This is a genomic window from Rhizobium arsenicireducens (assembly GCF_964021225.1).
This window is the reverse complement of sequence record NZ_CAXHYK020000001.1, coordinates 3,129,743-3,148,389: the sequence shown is the minus strand read 5'-3', so window position 1 is coordinate 3,148,389 and position 18,647 is coordinate 3,129,743. Positions and strand designations below refer to the sequence as shown.

At 59.1% G+C, this 18,647-nt stretch carries 16 protein-coding genes and 1 tRNA gene; 9 read left to right on the top strand and 8 right to left on the bottom strand.

Annotation, left to right across the window (positions count from 1 at the left end):
• Nucleotides 1–85 precede the first annotated feature (85 nt).
• From ACWPVA_RS15600 to ACWPVA_RS15585, 4 genes are all read left to right on the top strand, one after another.
• Nucleotides 86–1,477: a leucyl aminopeptidase family protein gene (locus ACWPVA_RS15600; RefSeq protein ID WP_454288551.1), complete on the top strand. Its 1,392-nt coding sequence runs from the start codon at nucleotides 86–88 to the stop codon at nucleotides 1,475–1,477.
• A gap of 98 nt (nucleotides 1,478–1,575) precedes the next feature.
• Nucleotides 1,576–1,926 carry a MarR family transcriptional regulator gene (locus tag ACWPVA_RS15595; RefSeq protein ID WP_454288550.1) on the top strand — a complete coding sequence of 117 codons (351 nt, stop codon included), beginning with the start codon at nucleotides 1,576–1,578 and terminating at the stop codon, nucleotides 1,924–1,926.
• Between the two features lie 9 nt (nucleotides 1,927–1,935).
• Nucleotides 1,936–2,790 carry a C40 family peptidase gene (locus ACWPVA_RS15590; RefSeq protein WP_454288549.1) on the top strand — a complete coding sequence of 285 codons (855 nt, stop codon included), beginning with the start codon at nucleotides 1,936–1,938 and terminating at the stop codon, nucleotides 2,788–2,790.
• A 124-nt stretch (nucleotides 2,791–2,914) separates the two neighbouring features.
• Nucleotides 2,915–3,310 carry a hypothetical protein gene (locus ACWPVA_RS15585; RefSeq protein WP_454288548.1) on the top strand — a complete coding sequence of 132 codons (396 nt, stop codon included), beginning with the start codon at nucleotides 2,915–2,917 and terminating at the stop codon, nucleotides 3,308–3,310.
• A 271-nt stretch (nucleotides 3,311–3,581) separates the two neighbouring features.
• Here the strand turns inward: ACWPVA_RS15585 and ACWPVA_RS15580 are convergent, their stop codons facing one another.
• The 4 genes from ACWPVA_RS15580 to ACWPVA_RS15565 form a co-directional block, all read right to left on the bottom strand.
• Nucleotides 3,582–4,760, bottom strand: coding sequence for an AGE family epimerase/isomerase (locus ACWPVA_RS15580; RefSeq protein WP_454289610.1), 1,179 nt, complete (start codon nucleotides 4,758–4,760; stop codon nucleotides 3,582–3,584).
• An 80-nt stretch (nucleotides 4,761–4,840) separates the two neighbouring features.
• Nucleotides 4,841–6,055: a DUF6716 putative glycosyltransferase gene (locus ACWPVA_RS15575; RefSeq protein WP_454288547.1), complete on the bottom strand. Its 1,215-nt coding sequence runs from the start codon at nucleotides 6,053–6,055 to the stop codon at nucleotides 4,841–4,843.
• An 8-nt stretch (nucleotides 6,056–6,063) separates the two neighbouring features.
• A complete protein-coding gene (locus tag ACWPVA_RS15570) occupies nucleotides 6,064–7,239 on the bottom strand; it encodes a cytidylyltransferase domain-containing protein (protein ID WP_454288546.1) in 1,176 nt (391 codons plus the stop codon).
• A complete protein-coding gene (locus ACWPVA_RS15565; protein WP_454288545.1) occupies nucleotides 7,240–8,178 on the bottom strand; it encodes an N-acetylneuraminate synthase family protein in 939 nt (312 codons plus the stop codon). It lies immediately after the preceding gene.
• 295 nt (nucleotides 8,179–8,473) lie between these two features.
• Between ACWPVA_RS15565 and glf the strand changes: the two genes are divergently transcribed.
• The 3 genes from glf to ACWPVA_RS15550 all read left to right on the top strand — a co-directional run bounded on the left by glf (nucleotide 8,474) and on the right by ACWPVA_RS15550 (nucleotide 12,860).
• The gene (gene glf, locus ACWPVA_RS15560) at nucleotides 8,474–9,604 is read left to right on the top strand and encodes a UDP-galactopyranose mutase (protein WP_454289609.1); all 1,131 of its coding nucleotides are present in this window, start codon (nucleotides 8,474–8,476) and stop codon (nucleotides 9,602–9,604) included.
• A gap of 124 nt (nucleotides 9,605–9,728) precedes the next feature.
• The gene (locus ACWPVA_RS15555; RefSeq protein WP_454288544.1) at nucleotides 9,729–11,849 is read left to right on the top strand and encodes a hypothetical protein; all 2,121 of its coding nucleotides are present in this window, start codon (nucleotides 9,729–9,731) and stop codon (nucleotides 11,847–11,849) included.
• A gap of 18 nt (nucleotides 11,850–11,867) precedes the next feature.
• The gene (locus tag ACWPVA_RS15550; RefSeq protein ID WP_454288543.1) at nucleotides 11,868–12,860 is read left to right on the top strand and encodes an alpha/beta fold hydrolase; all 993 of its coding nucleotides are present in this window, start codon (nucleotides 11,868–11,870) and stop codon (nucleotides 12,858–12,860) included.
• Between the two features lie 38 nt (nucleotides 12,861–12,898).
• Here ACWPVA_RS15550 and ACWPVA_RS15545 read toward each other — a convergent pair whose 3' ends face one another.
• From ACWPVA_RS15545 to ACWPVA_RS15535, 3 genes are all read right to left on the bottom strand, one after another.
• The gene (locus ACWPVA_RS15545; protein WP_454288542.1) at nucleotides 12,899–14,116 is read right to left on the bottom strand and encodes an FkbM family methyltransferase; all 1,218 of its coding nucleotides are present in this window, start codon (nucleotides 14,114–14,116) and stop codon (nucleotides 12,899–12,901) included.
• A gap of 126 nt (nucleotides 14,117–14,242) precedes the next feature.
• Nucleotides 14,243–15,301 (bottom strand): capsular polysaccharide export protein, LipB/KpsS family, encoded by a 1,059-nt coding sequence (locus tag ACWPVA_RS15540; RefSeq protein ID WP_454288541.1) that lies wholly within the window; start codon nucleotides 15,299–15,301, stop codon nucleotides 14,243–14,245.
• Between the two features lie 326 nt (nucleotides 15,302–15,627).
• A tRNA-Leu gene (locus tag ACWPVA_RS15535) sits at nucleotides 15,628–15,714 on the bottom strand.
• A 331-nt stretch (nucleotides 15,715–16,045) separates the two neighbouring features.
• Here ACWPVA_RS15535 and ACWPVA_RS15530 point away from each other — a divergent pair.
• The gene (locus ACWPVA_RS15530; protein ID WP_454288540.1) at nucleotides 16,046–16,516 is read left to right on the top strand and encodes a BA14K family protein; all 471 of its coding nucleotides are present in this window, start codon (nucleotides 16,046–16,048) and stop codon (nucleotides 16,514–16,516) included.
• Nucleotides 16,517–16,566: 50 nt separating this feature from the next.
• Here ACWPVA_RS15530 and ACWPVA_RS15525 read toward each other — a convergent pair whose 3' ends face one another.
• A complete protein-coding gene (locus ACWPVA_RS15525; RefSeq protein WP_454288539.1) occupies nucleotides 16,567–16,872 on the bottom strand; it encodes a SelT/SelW/SelH family protein in 306 nt (101 codons plus the stop codon).
• A gap of 133 nt (nucleotides 16,873–17,005) precedes the next feature.
• On the opposite strand from ACWPVA_RS15525, the gene ACWPVA_RS15520 reads away from it, so the two are divergent.
• On the top strand, nucleotides 17,006–17,713 hold the full coding sequence (locus ACWPVA_RS15520; protein ID WP_454288538.1) for a type 1 glutamine amidotransferase: 708 nt from the start codon (nucleotides 17,006–17,008) through the stop codon (nucleotides 17,711–17,713).
• The last annotated feature ends 934 nt before the right edge of the window (nucleotides 17,714–18,647 follow it).

Genomic DNA, 18,647 nt, shown 5'->3' with positions numbered 1-18,647 from the left:
GCAACCTCCACTCAAGCAATAATCTGTTAACCCTAACGGAGTGTTAATAGTGTCAACCGAGTTGATTCTCCCCAGAAGGCAGACCATGCCCCCATATCAGTACATCGAAAGATCGACCCCATTCAGCACCAAGGGTGGCCATACGCTTCCAGTGTTCGCCGTTACCCCCGCCCATATCGAAACCGGGTCGATCGATCCGATCGCGCTCGACTGGGCGCGCAAAGCCGGTTTCAAGGCCGAGACGGGTTCCCTGCTGCTGATCCCGACCGGCGACGGCCATCTCGGAGGCGTGCTCTTCGGCATGGGCACCAATCCGTCGGAGAACCCGTTCCTGACCGGCAAGCTCGCCCGCAGCCTGCCGGCAGGCGAGTGGCACATCGAGACGGCACCGCTCACCGCCAATCGTCTGCTCCTCGGCTATGGCCTTGGCGCCTATCGCTTCGGCCGCTACCGTTCGGAAAAACCGGTCGAACCGACGCTGATGATTCCCCAGGACGCCGATGCCGCCGACATCAAGCGCCAGCTCGCCGGCGTCTATCTCGCCCGTGACCTGATCAACACGCCGACCAACGACATGGGTCCGGCCGATCTCGAAAAGGCCTTCCGGGCGTTGGCAGGGCACTACAAGGCCGAGGTCTCCGTGGTGGTCGGCGACGGCCTCATCGAGCGCAATTTCCCGCTCGTCCATACCGTCGGCAGGGCGAGCGCCCAGGCGCCCCGCCTGCTCGAGATGCGCTGGGGCAAGAAGGGTCATCCCAAGGTGACCCTGGTCGGCAAGGGCGTGTGCTTCGACACCGGCGGCCTCGACATCAAGGGCTCGGCCAACATGCTGCTGATGAAGAAGGACATGGGCGGCGCGGCCAATGTCATGGGCCTCGCCCTGATGATCATGGACGCCAAGCTGAAGATCGATCTTCGGGTGATCGTGCCGGCCGTCGAGAATTCCATAGCCGGAAATGCGTTCAGGCCAGGCGACATCTATCGCAGCCGCAAGGGCCTCACCGTCCAGATCGACAATACCGATGCCGAAGGCCGGCTGATCCTCGCCGACGCGCTCGCCTATGCCGACGAGGACAAGCCGGATCTGCTGATCGACATGGCCACGCTCACCGGCGCCGCCCGTGTGGCACTCGGCCCCGACCTTCCGCCCTTCTTCACCGACGACGAGGATCTCGCCGAGCACCTGATCGATGCCAGCCTGGAGACCGACGACCCGCTGTGGCGCATGCCGCTCTACAAGGGTTACGAGAAGAATGTCCGGGCGCAGATCGCCGATCTCACCAATGCCCCCGCGGGCGGCATGGCCGGCTCGATCACCGCGGCGCTGTTTCTCAAGCGCTTCGTCGGCAAATCGACCAAATGGGTGCATTTCGACATCTTCGGTTGGTCGCCCTCCGAGCGCCCGCATTCGCCGGTCGGCGGCGAGGCGCAGGGCATCCGCGCGCTGTACCGCTATCTGCGCACCAATCTGCGCTAGAGGCCGAAGGCCTGCGGCGGGCTTCTGGCTCGCCGCGCTTGCAATGCCGCTCCGATTGCCGGAAAAGAAGAAGCGACAACGACGTTCCGGATCGGTGCATGAGTGTTGAACTGACCGCCAGCGAGGCCCTTGGCCTGTGGCACAAGGTGACCCTGCGGCAGGTGCAGGAGGACAAGCGCGATCTGAGCCTGCGCCAGATGGCGATCCTCCTGCAGATCTATCTCGTGCCCCCGCCGCACACCGTGCGCGGCCTTGCCGCGACGCTTGGCGTCACCAAGCCGGTGATCACCCGCGCGCTCGACACCATGGGCGAGATGGGACTGGTCGACCGGGTCCGCGACGAGCGCGACCGGCGCAGTGTCATCGTCAAGCGCACCGTCGGCGGTGCGCTCTTCCTGGAAAAATTCGGCGACCTGATTATCGATCAGGGCCGCAAGCTGAGCTACTGAAAGAGTTTCATGGCACTGGATCGCAGATTGAACGCCTATCGCGACGACCTGGCCGACAAGGCATTGGAAGGCCAGGTGACGGCCACCCGGTTCACGCACGGTGAGCCTGGCCGGATCGCCGTGCCGGTCACGGGCCTTCGCCCGAAACCGGAAGCGACTACCGGTATCGACACCGAACTCTTGTTGGGCGAGGACGTCAACGTGTTCGATCGCGCCGCCGGCTGGGCCTGGGTTCAGGCGCAATCCGACGGCTACGTCGGCTACCTGCCGGAAACCGCACTGGCCATGGGCACCCCTTTGCCCAGCCACCATGTGATCGTACCGCGCACCTTCCTCTATCCCGGTCCCGACCTGCGGTTCCCGGTCTCGGCAGCGCTCTCCATGGGCAGCCGCCTCACCGTCGTCGGAGAGGCCGAGACGCGCGGCACCCGCTATCTTCTGCTGGCCGACGGCCGCGCGGTGGTCGCCAATCATTGCCTGCCACTCGGCGCTTACGCCGCCGACGACTATGTCGCGATCGCGGTCCGTTTCATCGAGACGCCCTATCTCTGGGGTGGTCGGTCCGGCTTCGGCATCGACTGTTCTGGCCTCGTCCAGCTGGCGCTGCAAATGACCGGACGCAAAGCGCCGCGCGATTCCGACATGCAGGCCTTAAACCTTGGCGCGGCTATTTCTCGCGACGAGCTGCGGCGCGGCGACCTGGTGTTCTGGAAGGGCCATGCCGGCATCATGGTCGACGACAGGACACTGCTGCATGCCAATGGTCATACCATGACTGTGGCGCTCGAGGATTTCGAGGCGGCGGTAAAGCGCATCGGCTGGCTCTACGAAATGCCGACCGGTTATCGCCGCCCGGTCGCCTGAGCAAGGGCTGCGTCGAGAGCCGGTACCGGTAGCCAAGCCGCGTGTGCCGTGCGGCGGTAGCGCTTGGGCACGGCGGCCAGGATCGCTATATGGGGTTGGCGTGAAGCGAGAAAGGCAGGGCGCGATGAAGGCAATTTTGATGATAGGGCGGACGATCCGCGCAATGCCGCAGCAACGCCCGTTGCGCCGGATGCTGCTTGCGCTTTTCGTCTCGTGTCTCGCCGCCGTGCCCGCCGCTCGGGCACTCGCCCAGTCTCCGACCACCGCCACACCGGAGGCCTTTCATGATCTGCCCGGGGTGAAGCCGCAGTCCGACGATCTGTTCGGGCCCGGCTATCGATGCGAAACGGTGGTCCGCTATGTGAAACAGCGCCACGGCGTGCGCTTCTTCGGCGACGGTGTGCCCGTCAACGTCTATCGCTGCACCCGCAATGGCGCGGTCTACGAAAGCCTCGAGCCGCCCAATCCCTCTGGCGGATGGTACCCTGGCGTCAATCCGCGGATCATCGACCGCCGCTGATCGGCACCCCTCCAGCCGTAATGAGTGAGGGGCTCTCTGGAAATAGTGGGAGAAGCCGCTCGCCTGTGCCCCCGGAAACTAACAGTTCCAATTTGCGCTGGCTTCAGCGGTATACGGTCTACCAAGGGGACTGTCTGCGTCTGGAAAATGCGGCCGGAAATGGACGTTCCATCATCGCCAAAGCTGGCTCGGGAAATTTGCACAGCCAGGACAACTGGAATTTTCTCGTAACTTCGGTTCACGCGCCAGGAGGCGCACCGGCTACATTAGACTAATCGCATCGCATCTGTCTCAACACTTCGCCGGCTTCGTATATCGAACAGACGATGTGATAGAACGTACTCGCGGGCGCGGGTTCATCGATCATGTCATTCTTCGGCGGCCACTTGTCGTACCAGAGACCCGGCGTCGGAGATGTCAGGAACAAGCTAAGTGCATCATGGGCACGAAGCGCGGACTGCAGGTATCGTCCACGTTCTTCTCCCTCGGCATTGAGAGCAAGCCTCAGCGAGGCTTTCAGCCATTCGCTCTGCGGCCACAATCGCGCCATACCGTCTCGAACAGTGAAGTCGTCGTCCAGGCTCATGACGGCTACGCCGCGTTCCCGACAAATGCCGTAAGTCTCGCCGATTTCGAAAAGCCGTTTTGCTTTCGCAAGAGCAAAGGGATTGTTTCTGCACTCGGCCCAACGGGCGAGCAGCCAAGCCCATTCGAACTGATGCCCTGGCTCAACGATACGCCCCTGTTCTCCGGGCATCGGATTCCAGTTGCGATCAAAGAACTCCCGCAGCGCCCCAGTGTCAGCATCAATGAAACGTGTGGTCGCAAGGGTCGCGATTTCGTCCGCCAGGGACGCCCATCGCAAATCACTGCCCGGAACGCTCTCCCAGGCAAGGGCAGCTTCGAAGAGATGCATGTGTGGGTTGGAGCACAGGGGCTCACGAACCGGCATCCCTTCCTCGAAGCCGGCCAGGGGGTGCGCATATTCATTCTTCAGCCTGTCCAGGATCCTTAGGGCGCAGCGATGTTCGCTTGCCGCTCTCTCTGGAATGGCAGTTGCTATCGCCGCGGCTGAAAACAGGGCGAAGGCCTGATTGTAGAGGTCGAACACGGGATCGATCAGATTGCCCCTGGCGTCGGCGAGATTTCCGTAAAGCTCATTCTCCAGCCGATAGGTATGCTCGAACCAGGACCGGCCGTGGTCGATTGCTTCGCGCCAAGGCCCGTTCCATCCATTCAACCCAGCTGTGGCGTAGCAGTAGACCTGGCGCGGCTGCACCCGTGCACGCCGATTGTCCAGGTGCATGGGCTTACCGTCCTGTTGCAGCCTTTCATGAAAGCCTGCCGCAGGCTTCGCCGCCCCTGCGTTCCACCAGAGTGGCAGCGCCCGGTCTTCCAGCCACTCGCGTAACAGGGCTATTCGCTGCTCGAGTTCTGCTTGCAATCGTATCGCTTCCCACAAAGATTGATTTCCGCGCGGCCATTTCTGAGGGCCTCGAGCCTTGAGAGACTGATACCCTGGAAACTCGGCTATATCTTGACGCCAATCTTTGAAAGCAATTGACTGAGCCAACCCCTACGCTTCGACTGGTAGGATCGGCTCAGCACGCCCGTCGCACCATTTCTCGCCGTGAGGTAGGCTCGCAATTCCGGAGATATTTCTGCCCGTAGCGACCGTTCGGCCATCGATTGCCGCGGTTCAGCAGCCATCCTGATCGCTTCCTGAACGAGTTCGGAAATCGTCTCTTTGGGGTTGGCCATATAGAGAGCCAGCCAGTCGGGGTTTGGCTCCAGAGCAGACGGCATCACTATATCGGAGAAATTGCGGATGAGTCCCGATCCGAAGAAGTAGCTCAGTCCGTACTCGTCATGGGCTCCAAAATCACCGATGATAGTGGTTGGTACGCCGGCATGAATGGCTTCGGTCGCGACCGTCGAGCTGACGGTGAGACAGTGCGATGCCCGGGCCAAAAGCGCGCTTGCCTTCTCGGAGCTGAGGCTGAGATTCGCCGGCCATCCTCCCTGCCGTTCGGCAGCCTCATGCATCAAAGGTTCAATCGCATGCCATGTGCGGTGAAGCGTGGCGTCCTTGCCCATGGTCCGCGGCTTTACGATGAAGTCAATCTGCGGATGACGCTTGGCCAAAAGGACGAACTGCTCGGCCAGGAACAGGCGCTCGTCGTGATAGCGCGGAATGATTGCCTGTTCGAAGAACACGACGGGACCGTCCTCCGCCGCCGCATCCCGCTCGATAGGCTGAAGTAAAGGCGCAATACCAAAGATGCGCGCACCACGGTCGTCGACTCCGAAAGCGTTGCACATACTTTGAAAGGCAAGAAGGTCCGACTTGCAGTTCATCCAGACAAGATCGCTTGCCGTGCGCATGGAATAGCCGTCGAAGGGATAGCGCAGGACAAGACCTGGATAGACCGAGATAACCAGCGGACGCTTTTCGCCCAAGGGCGCCAAATGGTGCACCAGGCGTCGGGTGGAAAGGCCCTCCAGGCAGGACAGTATGATGTCATAACGAGCCGCCTCTGCCGATCCGCACAGGTCTTCGATCGTTATCCAGCGCACGGGAGAACCCAGCGCCAGCCCGGCAACCTGCTCCGGGGTGATCTGCGCATTAGCTCTCGCGCGGACCAGGGCGTACTCGAACTCGCATCCTTCCCGTTCGAAATGGGGCGCGATCAGGCTCGCCGTATTGAGGAAGGAATCATAACTGGCAAGGGCGAGAACGCGCATCGGAAATCCTAGTCGACCAATTCGTTGGAGACCAGATAGTCGCACAGTTCTCGCAGAGCGCCATTACCGCCGGCGCTGCCGAGAACCACGGAGGCGACCGATCTGGCGCTTTGATGTGCATCCGCAGGCGCAAAGCTCAACTCACACGCCTTCATGCAGTCGACGTCGTTCACATCATTGCCGATATAAGCGACTTCGCTCCACTCGAGCCCTCTCTCCCGACGCCAGGAATCGAGTGCTGGCAGTTTGTCCCTGACATGATGCTGCACATCCATCTTCAGTTTGGCCGCCCGGGCGCGAACGACAGCATTCTGTTCACGCGACAGAATGAGCAAATGCAATCCCCGCTCCCGCAGAATTTCGATTCCCATCCCGTCACTTCGGCTGCACCGTACCGCTTCCGAGCCGTCCTGCTGGACGATCACCCGATCGTCCGTGTGCACACCGTCGAAATCGGTGACAAGGGCCCGGATCTTGACGCGGTCCAGGGAAAGGCCTGCTGGGCGTTCCAGGATCCGCGCGTAGGCCTCTGCAATTTCCCAGTCTTGCGCCGTGTCGATTTCGATCGGCGGCATTTCGACGGGTACGAGAATAGTCTTTCCGCAGAACCGATTGCCGAGGGACAGGAATGCCGGGACGCGCATGGCGTAGATTGCCCCCGTCTCACGATAACGCGGTGTCATATCCTGGCGCCGTTGGCGTGGCAGCGTGTGGTCGTGGGTTATGCCATGCGCAGTGCCATCTTCGGCAACCTGCCAGATGAAGCCGTGGTCCTCGACCGCGGCGAAGGCGCTGTCGGCCTCTTGTTCGATCAGGCGGGAAACCAGGCTGTCGATCTGAGCGGCAGTTGTGAACGGCGAGGTGCATTGCAGGAAGACGATGATGTCGGGCTCGACACCTTCGGTCTCGGCAATGTGACGAAACGCATGCAGGAGGGCCGATTCGGAACTGGCAGTCGCCCCTGAAATTTCGGCGGGACGCTGGATGCCGACTGCACCGAAATCGGCTCCGACCTTCAAAATTTCCTCCGAATCGGAGGAGACATAGACCGCCGAGACAAGCTCCGCATCGCGGGCGGCGGAAACCGCCCGGCCCAGCAAAGGTATGCCGTTCAGTGGCTTGATGTTCTTCCCGGGGAGACCGACGGAACCACCCCGGGCAGGAATGACTGCGACAGCCCTCATTTAGGAGACTTGCCGCATCTGCGCGCCGTGGGTTTCCTCGCGCCATTTCAGCTTGTTGCGCTGAACCAGCTCGACGTCGAGCATTTCCTTTTCCTTGTAGGTGATCGCCTTGCGGACATTCTTGAGGTCGCGGCACAAGCGGCGCATGCCATCGGGCTCGAGGCTTGCGGCATGGTCGGTCCCCTTCCAGGTGCGGTCGAGCGTGAAATGACGCTCGACGTAGACGAAGTCGCCCTTGCCGTAGAGGTTGCGGCCGATGATGCCGGCGGTCATGGCGGCAATGTCGGCGGCGATGCCGAGATGGTGACCCGAAAAGCCGATCGACTTCACCCGATCGCCATACCGTTCCTGCAGACGGTTGATCTCAAGGACGCAGATATCCTCGAAGGCGACCGGATAGCCGGAGGTGCAGGCATAGAGAACCACATCCTTGGCGCGGCCGCGGTCCTCGTAGAACTTCACCAGGCGGTCGGTTTCTTCATGGGTCGTCATGCCGGTCGAGACATGGATCTCGCCGTCGTAATTCTTGCAGAGATAATCCTGCAAGACATAATGCTGGTTTGTCGCCGAAGGCAGCTTGATCAGGTTCGGCTTCAGCGAAGCGATTTCCTGTGCGGAGGTCACATCCCAGACGGAGGTCGAATAGTCGATGCCCATCAGCCGGCATTCTTCCTGCAACTCCTTGTGCTGGCCAACGGAGAACTCCAGGAATTCGCGATGTTCGCCATAGGTGTCGCCGTAGGCATTCGCCGGGACCGGATGCGGACGGTCATATTCCTCGGGCGTGAGCAGTTCGCGGTTGTGGCGTTTCTGGAACTTGGCGACATGGGCGCCGCAAACCTTCGCGGCAACGCGAATCAGTTCCTTGGCGGTGTCCATGCTGCCCATATGGTTGCAGCCGATTTCCGCAATTACCTTGATTTCCTGCGACTCTGTCATGGTCGTTTTTCCTAAGCTGTTCTAGAGTTGCGATGCCGATCGGGAGGTCATCGTTTTCGCCGTTACCCCAGCTGGAAGGGTAACACTTTCGCGCGGGAGTCGTATTCAATCCGCACCGAGAAAGCAATGTCTAACGGACCGTGGGGCGCGCATGTGGCGCAGTTGCATCGAATTGCGCGGGCTGCGGTTCAATTGGAAAGGGATTGATAAATTCGCGGTTGAAAATGAGAAAGGGCGAAACTACGGATGGGTCACATTGTCTTTAGGAGAGTTTTCATTGAGCAAGCGCATTCTAATGGTAGGAGCAGGCCTATCCGGCGCTGTGATTGGCCGAAAGCTTGCGGAAGCTGGGCACTCGGTCATTGTCGTTGATGAACGCGCTCACATTGCGGGCAACTGCTTCACTGAACGTGATCAGGACACAGGTGTCCTGGTTCATGTTTACGGACCGCATATCTTCCATACGGACGATGAGGAGGTATGGACCTACGTCAATCAGTTCGAGCGGTTCCTCCCCTACGTCAATCGGGTCAAGACCACGAGCCGAGGACAGGTCTACCTATTGCCGATCAACCTCCACACGATCAATCAGTTTTTCGGCAAGACATTGAGGCCCGACGAGGCCAGATCCTTCATCGCATCATTATCGGATGCCTCGATCGACGAACCCAGAACTTTCGAAGAGCAGGCCCTGAAGTTTGTCGGGCGAGATCTCTACGAGGCCTTTTTCAAGGGCTACACTGTCAAGCAATGGGGCTGCGATCCCAATGATCTGCCGGCGAGCATCCTCAAGCGGTTGCCGGTACGCTTCAATTATGATGACAACTATTTCTTTCATCGGTTTCAGGGGATGCCGGAAAACGGCTACACGAAAATGGTGGAGAAAATTCTGGAGCATGACCGAATTGAGGTGAGGCTCAATCAGAAATTCAATCGATCCGACAGTTCCAGCTATGACCACGTTTTCTACTCAGGCCCCTTGGACGGGTATTTCGACTATGAACTGGGCCGCTTGGGTTACAGAACGCTGGACTTCGAGAAGTTCTATTCCGACGGGGATTTCCAGGGCTGCGCTGTTATGAACTATGGCGACCTATCGGTGCCCTACACGCGCATCACTGAGCACAAACATTTCTCCCCCTGGGAAAGCCATGAGAAGAGCGTTTGCTACCGGGAATTTTCCCGGTCCTGCGAAGAAGGCGATATTCCCTATTACCCGATCCGCCTCACGGAGGAAAAGGAGCTTCTGACCCGCTATGTGGAGCGTGCGCGCAAGGAGAGCGGCGTCACTTTTGTCGGACGGCTCGGAACCTACCGCTACCTCGACATGGACGTCACGATTCGCGAGGCTTTTGATACCGCCAAGCTGTTTCTGGAGGCGACCTCATCCGGATCAGAGATGCGCCCCTTTGCTGTGGAACCGTGAGGGGCACGCCATTGTGGGGCCTTGGTGCAATCTCATTTTCCACCCTTGCAAAAGCAGCTCCTCAACTTTAGGCATACCTAATCTGAAGTTGATCTGCTTCCCTCCCAAAACCTTGGAGTTCGCCATGAAGCTAGACATCATGCTCCCGGCGTACGCGAAGAACTTCCGTCCAGCCGATGCGCCGGTCGCTCGCGACATATCGTTTGTAAATCTGGCCTATAGGCCGAAGCCGCACGGCGCCGCCACAGGTGGTCCAAACGGTGTTCTTGCCGTTCAGCAGCAGCTCTTGGGCCCGAGGTATCGGGGGTTCCACCTCAGATATCACTTCGAACCGAAGAGCTTCAAAATGCCAGATGTCTGGGCTCAGTGGATCAAGGAGCAGGGCTTGGCTACGATGAGCAAAAACCTGCTGGCTGCGCATCATTATGTACAAAACAGTCTCGCGAGTTCATTGCCGAAGAATTTTTCTACACGGCCGGGGGCTGTTTATCATTTCGTCTGCCACGACATCGGCAGCGCGGCGGCGGCTCACATGTGCGGGTTCCCCTTCACGCTCGTGTATCATCAGCAGGGGGCGTTTGTTCATGAGCGGACGTCGTTTGGCGAAACGCTCAACGAAGCCGAGCTGCACATTATGAATACTTTCGAGAATATCGCATTTGAGCAGGCTGATCGCGTCTATTTCCCAAGTGATGGGGCCAGGAAAGCGTTCGTGGCTACAACTACAGCGGTCGACCCTGAGAAGGTACGGTTTGGCGATGTGCCGCTCTATAACACTGTGACGGACTTCGATGTATCGGAGGAAAAGGCAAGGGAGTTCTTAAACGAGAACGGCCTCGGTGCATTGATGGCTCCCCAGATTCGCAAGGATTACCTCGTCTTTGTCTCAGTGGGCGATTACACATCGAACAAGGGTATTGATCGCTGCCCCGCAATGCTCTCTAGCATTGCCCAAAAAACTGACAAGAAGGTCGTCTGGATATGCATGGGCAGCAAGCACAAGGCGGGCATCTATGAGCGCATTGAAGCTGAAAAGAGCAGCTACCCTTTCAAAGCGATCCTGATACCAGAGCGTCAACCGCACGCACTGACAATGGGCTTGATCAAGTTCGCCGATTGGTTGCTGATGTTGCAGAGGCATTCGATCTTCGATTTTTCTACACTTGAGACAATGAAGCTTGGAACGGGGGTCGTGCTTTCGCCAATTGGCGGCAACCTTGAGTTCAGTAAAAGATCAAACATCGTCTATCTGGACCCAGATGGTCCCAACGACCAATCTATCCGAGATCTGGTCGAAGCTTCACCCGAGGAGTTTGGCGCACTTAATCAGAAGGTCTTTGAAGAATTTTTCTCGACGGCTCCATTTGAGGCCGCCTACCTTCGGATGTATGATGATGTTATTCAACGGACGCTTGACCCTGTCGATGTTCCCGCGTTCACGCAAGACGCCGCAGAGAAGATGGAGAAGATCTTCTCTGGAAAAACGGCTGTAATATGCGGTCCCGGTTCGAGCATTAATCGACTGAGGCCGGAGGAAATTGCGGGGAAAGTCCTCGTTGCTCTCAACAGCGCATTGTTGATCGACCAGCCCTTCAACGTGCATGTGATGCAGGATGAGCCAAGGGATAGCGGTTTTTGGGGCGTTTACCTGACAAAGAATGTGGCGCGCATATACGGACGCATCAACCGACTGGCGACCCAGCATTTGGGCATCAACTTTGACATGCTCGATGAACACGGTGTGGAGTATCTGCCTTACCAGACCTCATCGACGGTATACGACGAGCGATACGATAATCTAAATTGGGATCTGGGCGCTCATCCCGTTCGGGACATGGCGGGTGTGCTGTTCAGCGCAATCCAGATTGCGACCTGGGCCGGCGTATCGGACATTGAGTTGGTCGGAATCGACTTCTCTGCGCAAAATTTCAACAGTTCAAACCCCAATGTCTATAATCAAGCCACGTTTCACAACTTGGCCAGCATTGCGCGTGCTCTTGACAAAATCGGGATGCCGATAAAGGTGCTTCACACGACCTCTGAGCATATAACGGAGATTATTGAGTCAAAGGGCACGCGAGGAATCCCAGTCCCGGTGGCGCCGCCATCCAAGAATAGTTTCGATGAGCGCCTGAAAAACTATGATCCGGTCCGGCGCTTCGTTGTGAAACTGGGCGATCGCTTCATTCCAAATGCCTATGCAAAACCGCTAGACCGGGCATTGAAGCGTTTGAAAATATTATAGTCTTTAACTGGTGCGGTGATGTTGCAGACACTTTTTAATGGCAAGCATTTGCAGGTGACGTTTGATCGCCAAGGCACGGACGTCGCTGTAGTCACGTTTTCGGATCATTTCCAGCCAGAGGGTAGTTTCCGCGCGGGGTTTGGCCAGGAGGCGCTAGAGCAAGCAGGTGTGACCGCGATCCACGTCAAAAGTAGCTTTAACCATTGGTGGCAGACCCCAGAAATATTCCATGCAATGGACATCGTGCGGGCTGTTCTGGCTGGCTATGGGGGTGGACGGGTGGTTACTTATGGGGCGAGCATGGGTGGCTACGCCGCTATTCACTTCGCGTCATCTCTGAATGCGGTGAGGGCGATTGCTTACTCGCCGCAATCGAACCTCTGGGACGATCGCGAGACACGGTGGAGGAGGGAGGCAACTGATTGGCCTCGATTATTGCCACCGATAGAAAGTGTATTGTCGGGTAGCATCGAGTATCTCATCGTGGCCGATCCACGTGAACGTCTCGACATGATGCAAGCGAGCGGGGTCCCTGGCGCAAAGCTGTTGCTTTTGGAAAATTGCGGCCATCGCAGTGTGCCGCTCTTAGTCGAGGCCGGGCATCTCAAGAAGATGATGTTGGATGTGATTGGCGGAGCTGAATATGAGGCGGTATTCTTAGAGATGCGCAGCGTTGTTCGCGAGAACAAGCGGAAATCCTCAACCTATCTAGCTCACCTGCTCGCGCGCGCGATGCGGAACCGGAAGCACAGAGGGATACGCCGAATTCTGGCTCGCATGCGATCAGGTGAGTATCTCAGTACCGCCAAAGTGCATCGCCGCGATTACATAGCCGTTGTCAGGGCGGCAGCCGAAGCGCAGGATGAGTGGACAGTGGGTGAGTTGTTCCGGCTCGCCGGTGGCGCAGATATGGGGCAACCATTTAGAGCTGCCTTTTTCCAGACATTGAAGCGTAACGGCTTTGACGAGTTTGTTCGAGTTTTGGACTTGGAAAAGCAGACGGTAAAATGACCTGCTGACGTGGAATCGCCTCTGCGGACAGTCCTTTGTCATACCGATTCTGGGACGGCGTACAGGACGATCGAAGTCGCACCGATCGAGTGCGCGCCGAAATAGAAGCGGTATCCACAGTTTAGTCTGTCGATGAAGAAAGGAATGTCAAAAATATCATCAAGTTTATGATAGATGCAGATCGCAAGCTTTGGTCGGTGCTTTTTTATCGTCGCGATGCTGCCATTGAGGGCATTCATTTCTGCGCCTTCAATGTCCATCTTTATGAAGTCAACCTTGTCGATCTTCTGCTTTTTGCAGAATTCATCGATGGTCCCAACGCGCACCTTCGTTGCCCTTTTCTCGTCTTCAGCGGCGAGTCGTGTTTCCGAGTTGCCAACAATGCGCGTGTCGATGAATTTTAGTTCGTCTGTTTTGTCCCATACGCCTTCCTTCACAAGCGTGATCGGCCGCCTATCGGAAGCGAACAGGTCTTCAATGCGCTTCCACATATGGGGTGACGGCTCGAAGCCATAAACATGGCCTGACGAGCCTACTGCCTTTCCAAACTCAAAGGTGGTAACTCCATCGAAGAGGCCTGCATCTATCACCACGTCGCCGGGCGCCGCCTGGCAAAGCGGGTGATAGTATTCCTTGAAGTCCGCGATGCGGTGATACCCCAGAGATGGCAGCGATCGGCCTTTTATGTACGCGGCAAGATCGTTCCTGCTCTGGTCATTCAACATCATGTTGTAGAGCTTCGTCAGTTCGTCAATCTTTGTGCGTACGATTTCTGGATAGTGGAATATCGGCGAGGTCCGTTGCTTCACATTGAAGTTCGATCGGGTCACATAGTTGATACCTAGTGTGGATAGCCGGAAGCAAAGACCAGCTTCGGAAAACAGTGTGTCCACGTTGCGATAAACGACAATTTCGTGATCCGGATAGAAGGGTAGTTCGCGCTCGCGGAGGAGTGATGGGACGATAGCATCGGCAGGTAGCTTGCGGTCGTGGAATGCACATACGTGATTGAACTTGACGCCCTTCTCGGCATAGTGCCTGACTCCGTCAAGGACCTCCTTCGCTGAGGTGTATAGGATGAGTTTCCGCTCCGCCGGGTTTGCAATTCCTGCCTCGGGAGCGAGCCCGTCGAACTTGTCGAAAGCAATTCTTAATCGCGGGCTGTTGGAAATTTGTCTAGCAACATGCTCGCGCTCGTAAGGCTGAACTGGCGGAGCAACAAATTTCGCAGTTCTAGTGACCCCCCTAAACAGCATGTGGCACTTCTCCCCTCCAGTTCTTAAGAAAGCATCCTATCGCGGCGGCACGACAATGCAATCGTGTTATACCAAGCACCACCGCAGGGGCGCGCCCATGCACCGCATCCTCGCTATCCTGTAGCGTTATCCATCTTGCTTCGTTGGCGCGCGTCTCATCCTCACCAAACACTCCAGCGCCTGCTCCAGTTCGATCGCTTCCCCCGTCACCGGATCAAAATACCGCGGATAGAGAATATAGGCTGCGGCAAAGATCTCCAGCGGGGTGCGGCGGGCGGTGCGGCGCGGGCAGGGCTGGCGGTCGTCGGTTGCGCCCCAGCCGGCATAGAAAGGGGCGCCGAGGCAGGTGACCGCAATGCCACGGATCAGCGCCTCGAATCCGGAAAGCGACGTCATCGTGTAGACATGATCGACGGTGTCGAGCGCATCGGCCAGTGCCACGTCCTCGTCAAGCACAAGGCAGATGTCGCGCACCGCGTCGGGATGCGACTGGGGCGGGTCGGTCCTTGTGCGGTGGAGCACTTCCGGATGCGGCTTGTAGATCACCTGCGCGCCCGGGTTTTCGCCGACCGCGATGCGCACCAGGTCGTTGTTGTCGATCTTCGCCTCGAGGCCCTTGACCAGCGACATGTCGCCTTCGACCTGACCCAGGACCAGGATGCGTCTTTTTGTCTTCGGGCCGTAGAGGCGCTCGATATCGACATCGGGCGCCGCGTTGTATTTGCTCAGCCGGCTGTCGAGCAGACGCTGCAGGCAATGCTCGGTGCGCTGCATCAGCGGGCGGTCCGAGCGGAAATCATGGGTCTCTATGATTGTTTCGAGATCCGAGGGGCGGGTTGGGTCGAAATAGATGCCGGATCGGTCCAGGCAAAGGGAAAGCGGCGGCGCGCCCTGCCTGCCCAGCGCGACGGAGCGCAGGAACCCGTCCTCGATGCGGATCAGCGGGATTGCATGGCGCTCGCAGAAGGCCGGGAGGAAATCCGGATGCTTGTAGCCCCATACGACCACCTCGGCCCTGCGATGGAGGAGAATGAGTGGCGCGCAGAAGGCGTGGAAGGCAAGGTATCCGAGCCGCCGGCTGAAGCGGTAGATACGACGGTGCGGCAACCAGTTGCGCAGATGGCGCCGCCACGGCGCCAGCCCGAAGACGAAGGCCGTCCCCTTTGCTGTATCGAGCCTCTTCACCGCCCGTTGCCTTCGGCCTGTGATCTCATCTCTGTCCGCACATTCGCATCCTTCGATCGTCCGCCATCTTTTCCGTTTGCAGACAGAACCCAAGGTGGCCGGCACAATCCCTTTGAACTCGCCCAACCAAGCAATATCATCCATTGAACCGTGAAAGCCAGTGCCAGGCCGACCGGAAGGTAATCCCCCATCAAAAATGCCATCAATTTGTTTGGATGCCACGGGTCGTTCCTGGACGCGAAGGGACGAAAACCCGCAAAAAGGCAACAAAAAACCCCGCTTTCGCGGGGTTTTTGGATTTTCCGGGACTATCCGGAACATGAAACTGGTGCCCAGAAGAGGACTCGAACCTCCACACCCTTTCGAGTACCAGCACCTGAAGCTGGCGCGTCTACCAATTCCGCCATCTGGGCGACGAGGAGCCGTGTAAAGGCAGGGACTCCGGCTGTCAACTGGCATTTTGAAGTTTTCCTGTCGCAGCGTGGGAGACCGCCCGGAAAGCATGGCTATCCCGATTTCCTGCCCCGAAAGAATTTGCGCCGGAGTCGAGCGGAAGCGCGGAGGAAGCGCTGGACGTCGCGTCTTGGAAAAGCCATCATCGCGCTAAACATCTTGGATGTTTCGCCTTTCCCGGAAATGGCAGGCTGCTGCCTGCTCCGGAAAGGGTGATGTCGCCGGACATGCGGCAGCGGCGGAGGATGGTCTTCCGCCAGGGCCGGATGCTCCGTTTTATGGAGGAGCGCCATGAACAAGCTGGCCTATTTGCTGTTCGGCTCACTGCTCGGCCTCGCCGGTTTCCTTGCCGGTTCGGCCCAGGCAGCGTCCGGGCTTGCGCCGACCATGCGGCCGGCCGCTGGCACGTCGGATGTGGTGAAGGTCGAAGTCGTCTGCGACCGATACGGCTGTTATGATACCGATCGTCGCCGGCCACCACCACCGGCATGGAATGACGGCTACCGTCGTCCGCCGCCGCCGCCGATCTATCGCCGTCCGCCGCCGCCCCCGCCGCCGTGGTGGGATGACGGCTATCGTCGGCCGCCACCGCCGCCGATCTATCGCCGGCCACCGCCGCCTCCGCCGCCGGTCTATGGTGGGCGCAACTGGAGCCGGCATGTCGAATGGTGCCTCAATCGCTACCGTTCGTACAATCCGCAGACCAACCGCTTCCTGTCGACCAGCGGCTACTTCAAGGTCTGCCGTTCGCCCTACAATTGAGCGGCATCGATGATCCATGCGGGCGGGGAGCAATCCCCGCCCTTTTCGTTTCAGGTCACGCCGTCCGAAGCGCCTTTCTGCCGATCGACATGGCCGAGGTCGCGGTCCGGTTCGATCACGTCGCGCACCTTCTGCTTCAGTTCCTTCGCACCCGGAAAGCCGCCGTCGCGCTTGCGCTCCCAGATCAGCGTGCCATCGATGCGGATCTCGAAATTGCCGCCCGTGCCGGGGATCAGGGCAACTTCGCCGAGAGTGTCGCCGAAGGTCTGCAGCAGTTCCTGAGCCATCCAGCCGGCGCGCAACAACCAGTTGCACTGGGTGCAGTAGAGGATGGTGATACGGGGTTTGTCGGTCATGGGATGCTCCATTGCTGTCCTGCCGGTTTATAGCGGCGCCCGGCCGCTCGGCAATGGCCCGACCGTCTGCGGGGCTTGAACGAGGCGGGGCGACGTGGTCATCTCGCGACGGCAACTGGACAGGGACCATGGCATGGCAAGGCGCGTCGCGATCATCGAGAATACAAGCTACTCCGATCCGGGGCAGGTCGGCGTGGCGCTCGCCGAGGCGGGCGCAGACGTTCAGGTGATCCGTGCCTATGCCGGAGAGGCGCTGCCCGGATCGATCGACGATCACGACGCGCTCGTCGTCTTCGGCGGCGAGCAGAACGCGCTCGACGACGAGAAGCACCCTTACCTGCCGGCGCTTACCGACGTGATGCGCGCCTATGGCGAGGCGGGCAGGGCGGTGCTCGGCATCTGCCTCGGCAGCCAGCTGCTGGCCCGGGCCTTCGGCGGCGACAACCTGATCGGGGCCGCCCCCGAATTCGGCTGGCAGGCGATCGAGCCGACCGAGGCCGGCCTTGCCGATCCCGTGATGTCGGCGGTCAACGACAGCCGGTTCCTCTCCTTCCAATGGCACGACGACACCTTCACCTTGCCGCCGGGCGCTATCCATCTCGCCCGCAACCATGCCACCCATCACCAGGCCTTCCGGGTCGGGCGCGCCGCCTATGGCATGCAATTCCATTTCGAGGCAAACCGCGGCGTGGTCGATCGGTGGAACCGCCTGTTTCCGGATCTGGTCGAGAGGAAGCATCCCGGCTGGCTCGAACGTCATCCGGACTATGCGGCAACCCATGGTCCCAGTGCCGAAGCCGCAGGCCTTGCGATCGCGCGGGCCTGGGTGGCGCTGATCTGAGCTTTTCGGACGGCGGCAGGCCTCGGCAAGGTGGTGGTCGGACACGGCTTCTCCTTCACGCGGGCGGTTTCGCCCCGTGGATTTGATCGGTTTCGGTTGCGCTTCGGCGATTGGCCGAAGGGCTCGGACGGGGCGCTACAGGCTGCCTCGTAAGTAGAATTTATATGGCACCCTGCGGCGCCCCGTTCGGTGATTTTCGGCTGAGAAATTCGTCTCCTCTACACGGGCACCGTCGGTTTGACACGACGGCTTCACGCCCGCTTGGGTGCCGCCCAGGCACGTCGCTTTTCAGCGAGGGGAGTCACTTATCGCAACCCCGGGGACAAGAAGCCTGCGATCGCTTCCATCCCCGGCACCGGCTCCGCCTCGCCGGGTTCGCATGACCCGATGCATCCGATGGCGGAACGAGGCCATTGTAGGCATGGCGCGAGAAGGCGGGGATGAAATTGTCGCCCCGGCGTTGATTCCTCTGCCGAATTGGTTGTTTTCTTCCCCGTCTCTGGGGTTGCCGCAGGCTGCCTCGAGGGCCTCGCCTTGACCTTGGCCCTTTTCACCGCCGCGCCAGTCCCTAGACTGAAACCCGCCAGATGCGGAACGAGCCATTAGAGCGTTTCCTGTCTAGATTGAAGCATTCTGCCGGAGTAGGTCTTTGCCCTGGCGGAAAGATGCCCGGCCCTTCGGGTTGGCTGAAACGGGCCGCCTGATCGCCCGGCCGGCTTGGCCGTAGGGCGTGGCTACGACGCGCGCCGGTCGGGCAACCATCCGACTCCGTTTGAGCCAACAGAATGCTTCAATCTAGACAGGAAACGCTTGTCTTATGACTATTTGTGCTTCTTCGTGAGATAAGGAAGCGCCGGAGAGGACGGCCATCCTCTTCCGGCGATGGGGGACGGATCGTGGAAATGCAGGCCGCCATTCATCGAGTGCCGGGCCG

Excerpts from the sequence above, each read along its gene's own strand:
- ACWPVA_RS15600 (WP_454288551.1), top strand. The coding sequence starts at position 86 with ATGCCCCCATATCAGTACATCGAAAGATCGACCCCATTCAGCACCAAG.
- ACWPVA_RS15595 (WP_454288550.1), top strand. The coding sequence starts at position 1,576 with ATGAGTGTTGAACTGACCGCCAGCGAGGCCCTTGGCCTGTGGCACAAG.
- ACWPVA_RS15590 (WP_454288549.1), top strand. The coding sequence starts at position 1,936 with ATGGCACTGGATCGCAGATTGAACGCCTATCGCGACGACCTGGCCGAC.
- ACWPVA_RS15585 (WP_454288548.1), top strand. The coding sequence starts at position 2,915 with ATGAAGGCAATTTTGATGATAGGGCGGACGATCCGCGCAATGCCGCAG.
- ACWPVA_RS15575 (WP_454288547.1), bottom strand. The coding sequence starts at position 6,055 with ATGCGCGTTCTCGCCCTTGCCAGTTATGATTCCTTCCTCAATACGGCG.
- ACWPVA_RS15570 (WP_454288546.1), bottom strand. The coding sequence starts at position 7,239 with ATGAGGGCTGTCGCAGTCATTCCTGCCCGGGGTGGTTCCGTCGGTCTC.
- ACWPVA_RS15565 (WP_454288545.1), bottom strand. The coding sequence starts at position 8,178 with ATGACAGAGTCGCAGGAAATCAAGGTAATTGCGGAAATCGGCTGCAAC.
- glf (WP_454289609.1), top strand. The coding sequence starts at position 8,474 with ATGGTAGGAGCAGGCCTATCCGGCGCTGTGATTGGCCGAAAGCTTGCG.
- ACWPVA_RS15555 (WP_454288544.1), top strand. The coding sequence starts at position 9,729 with ATGAAGCTAGACATCATGCTCCCGGCGTACGCGAAGAACTTCCGTCCA.
- ACWPVA_RS15550 (WP_454288543.1), top strand. The coding sequence starts at position 11,868 with ATGTTGCAGACACTTTTTAATGGCAAGCATTTGCAGGTGACGTTTGAT.
- ACWPVA_RS15545 (WP_454288542.1), bottom strand. The coding sequence starts at position 14,116 with ATGCTGTTTAGGGGGGTCACTAGAACTGCGAAATTTGTTGCTCCGCCA.
- ACWPVA_RS15530 (WP_454288540.1), top strand. The coding sequence starts at position 16,046 with ATGAACAAGCTGGCCTATTTGCTGTTCGGCTCACTGCTCGGCCTCGCC.
- ACWPVA_RS15525 (WP_454288539.1), bottom strand. The coding sequence starts at position 16,872 with ATGACCGACAAACCCCGTATCACCATCCTCTACTGCACCCAGTGCAAC.
- ACWPVA_RS15520 (WP_454288538.1), top strand. The coding sequence starts at position 17,006 with ATGGCAAGGCGCGTCGCGATCATCGAGAATACAAGCTACTCCGATCCG.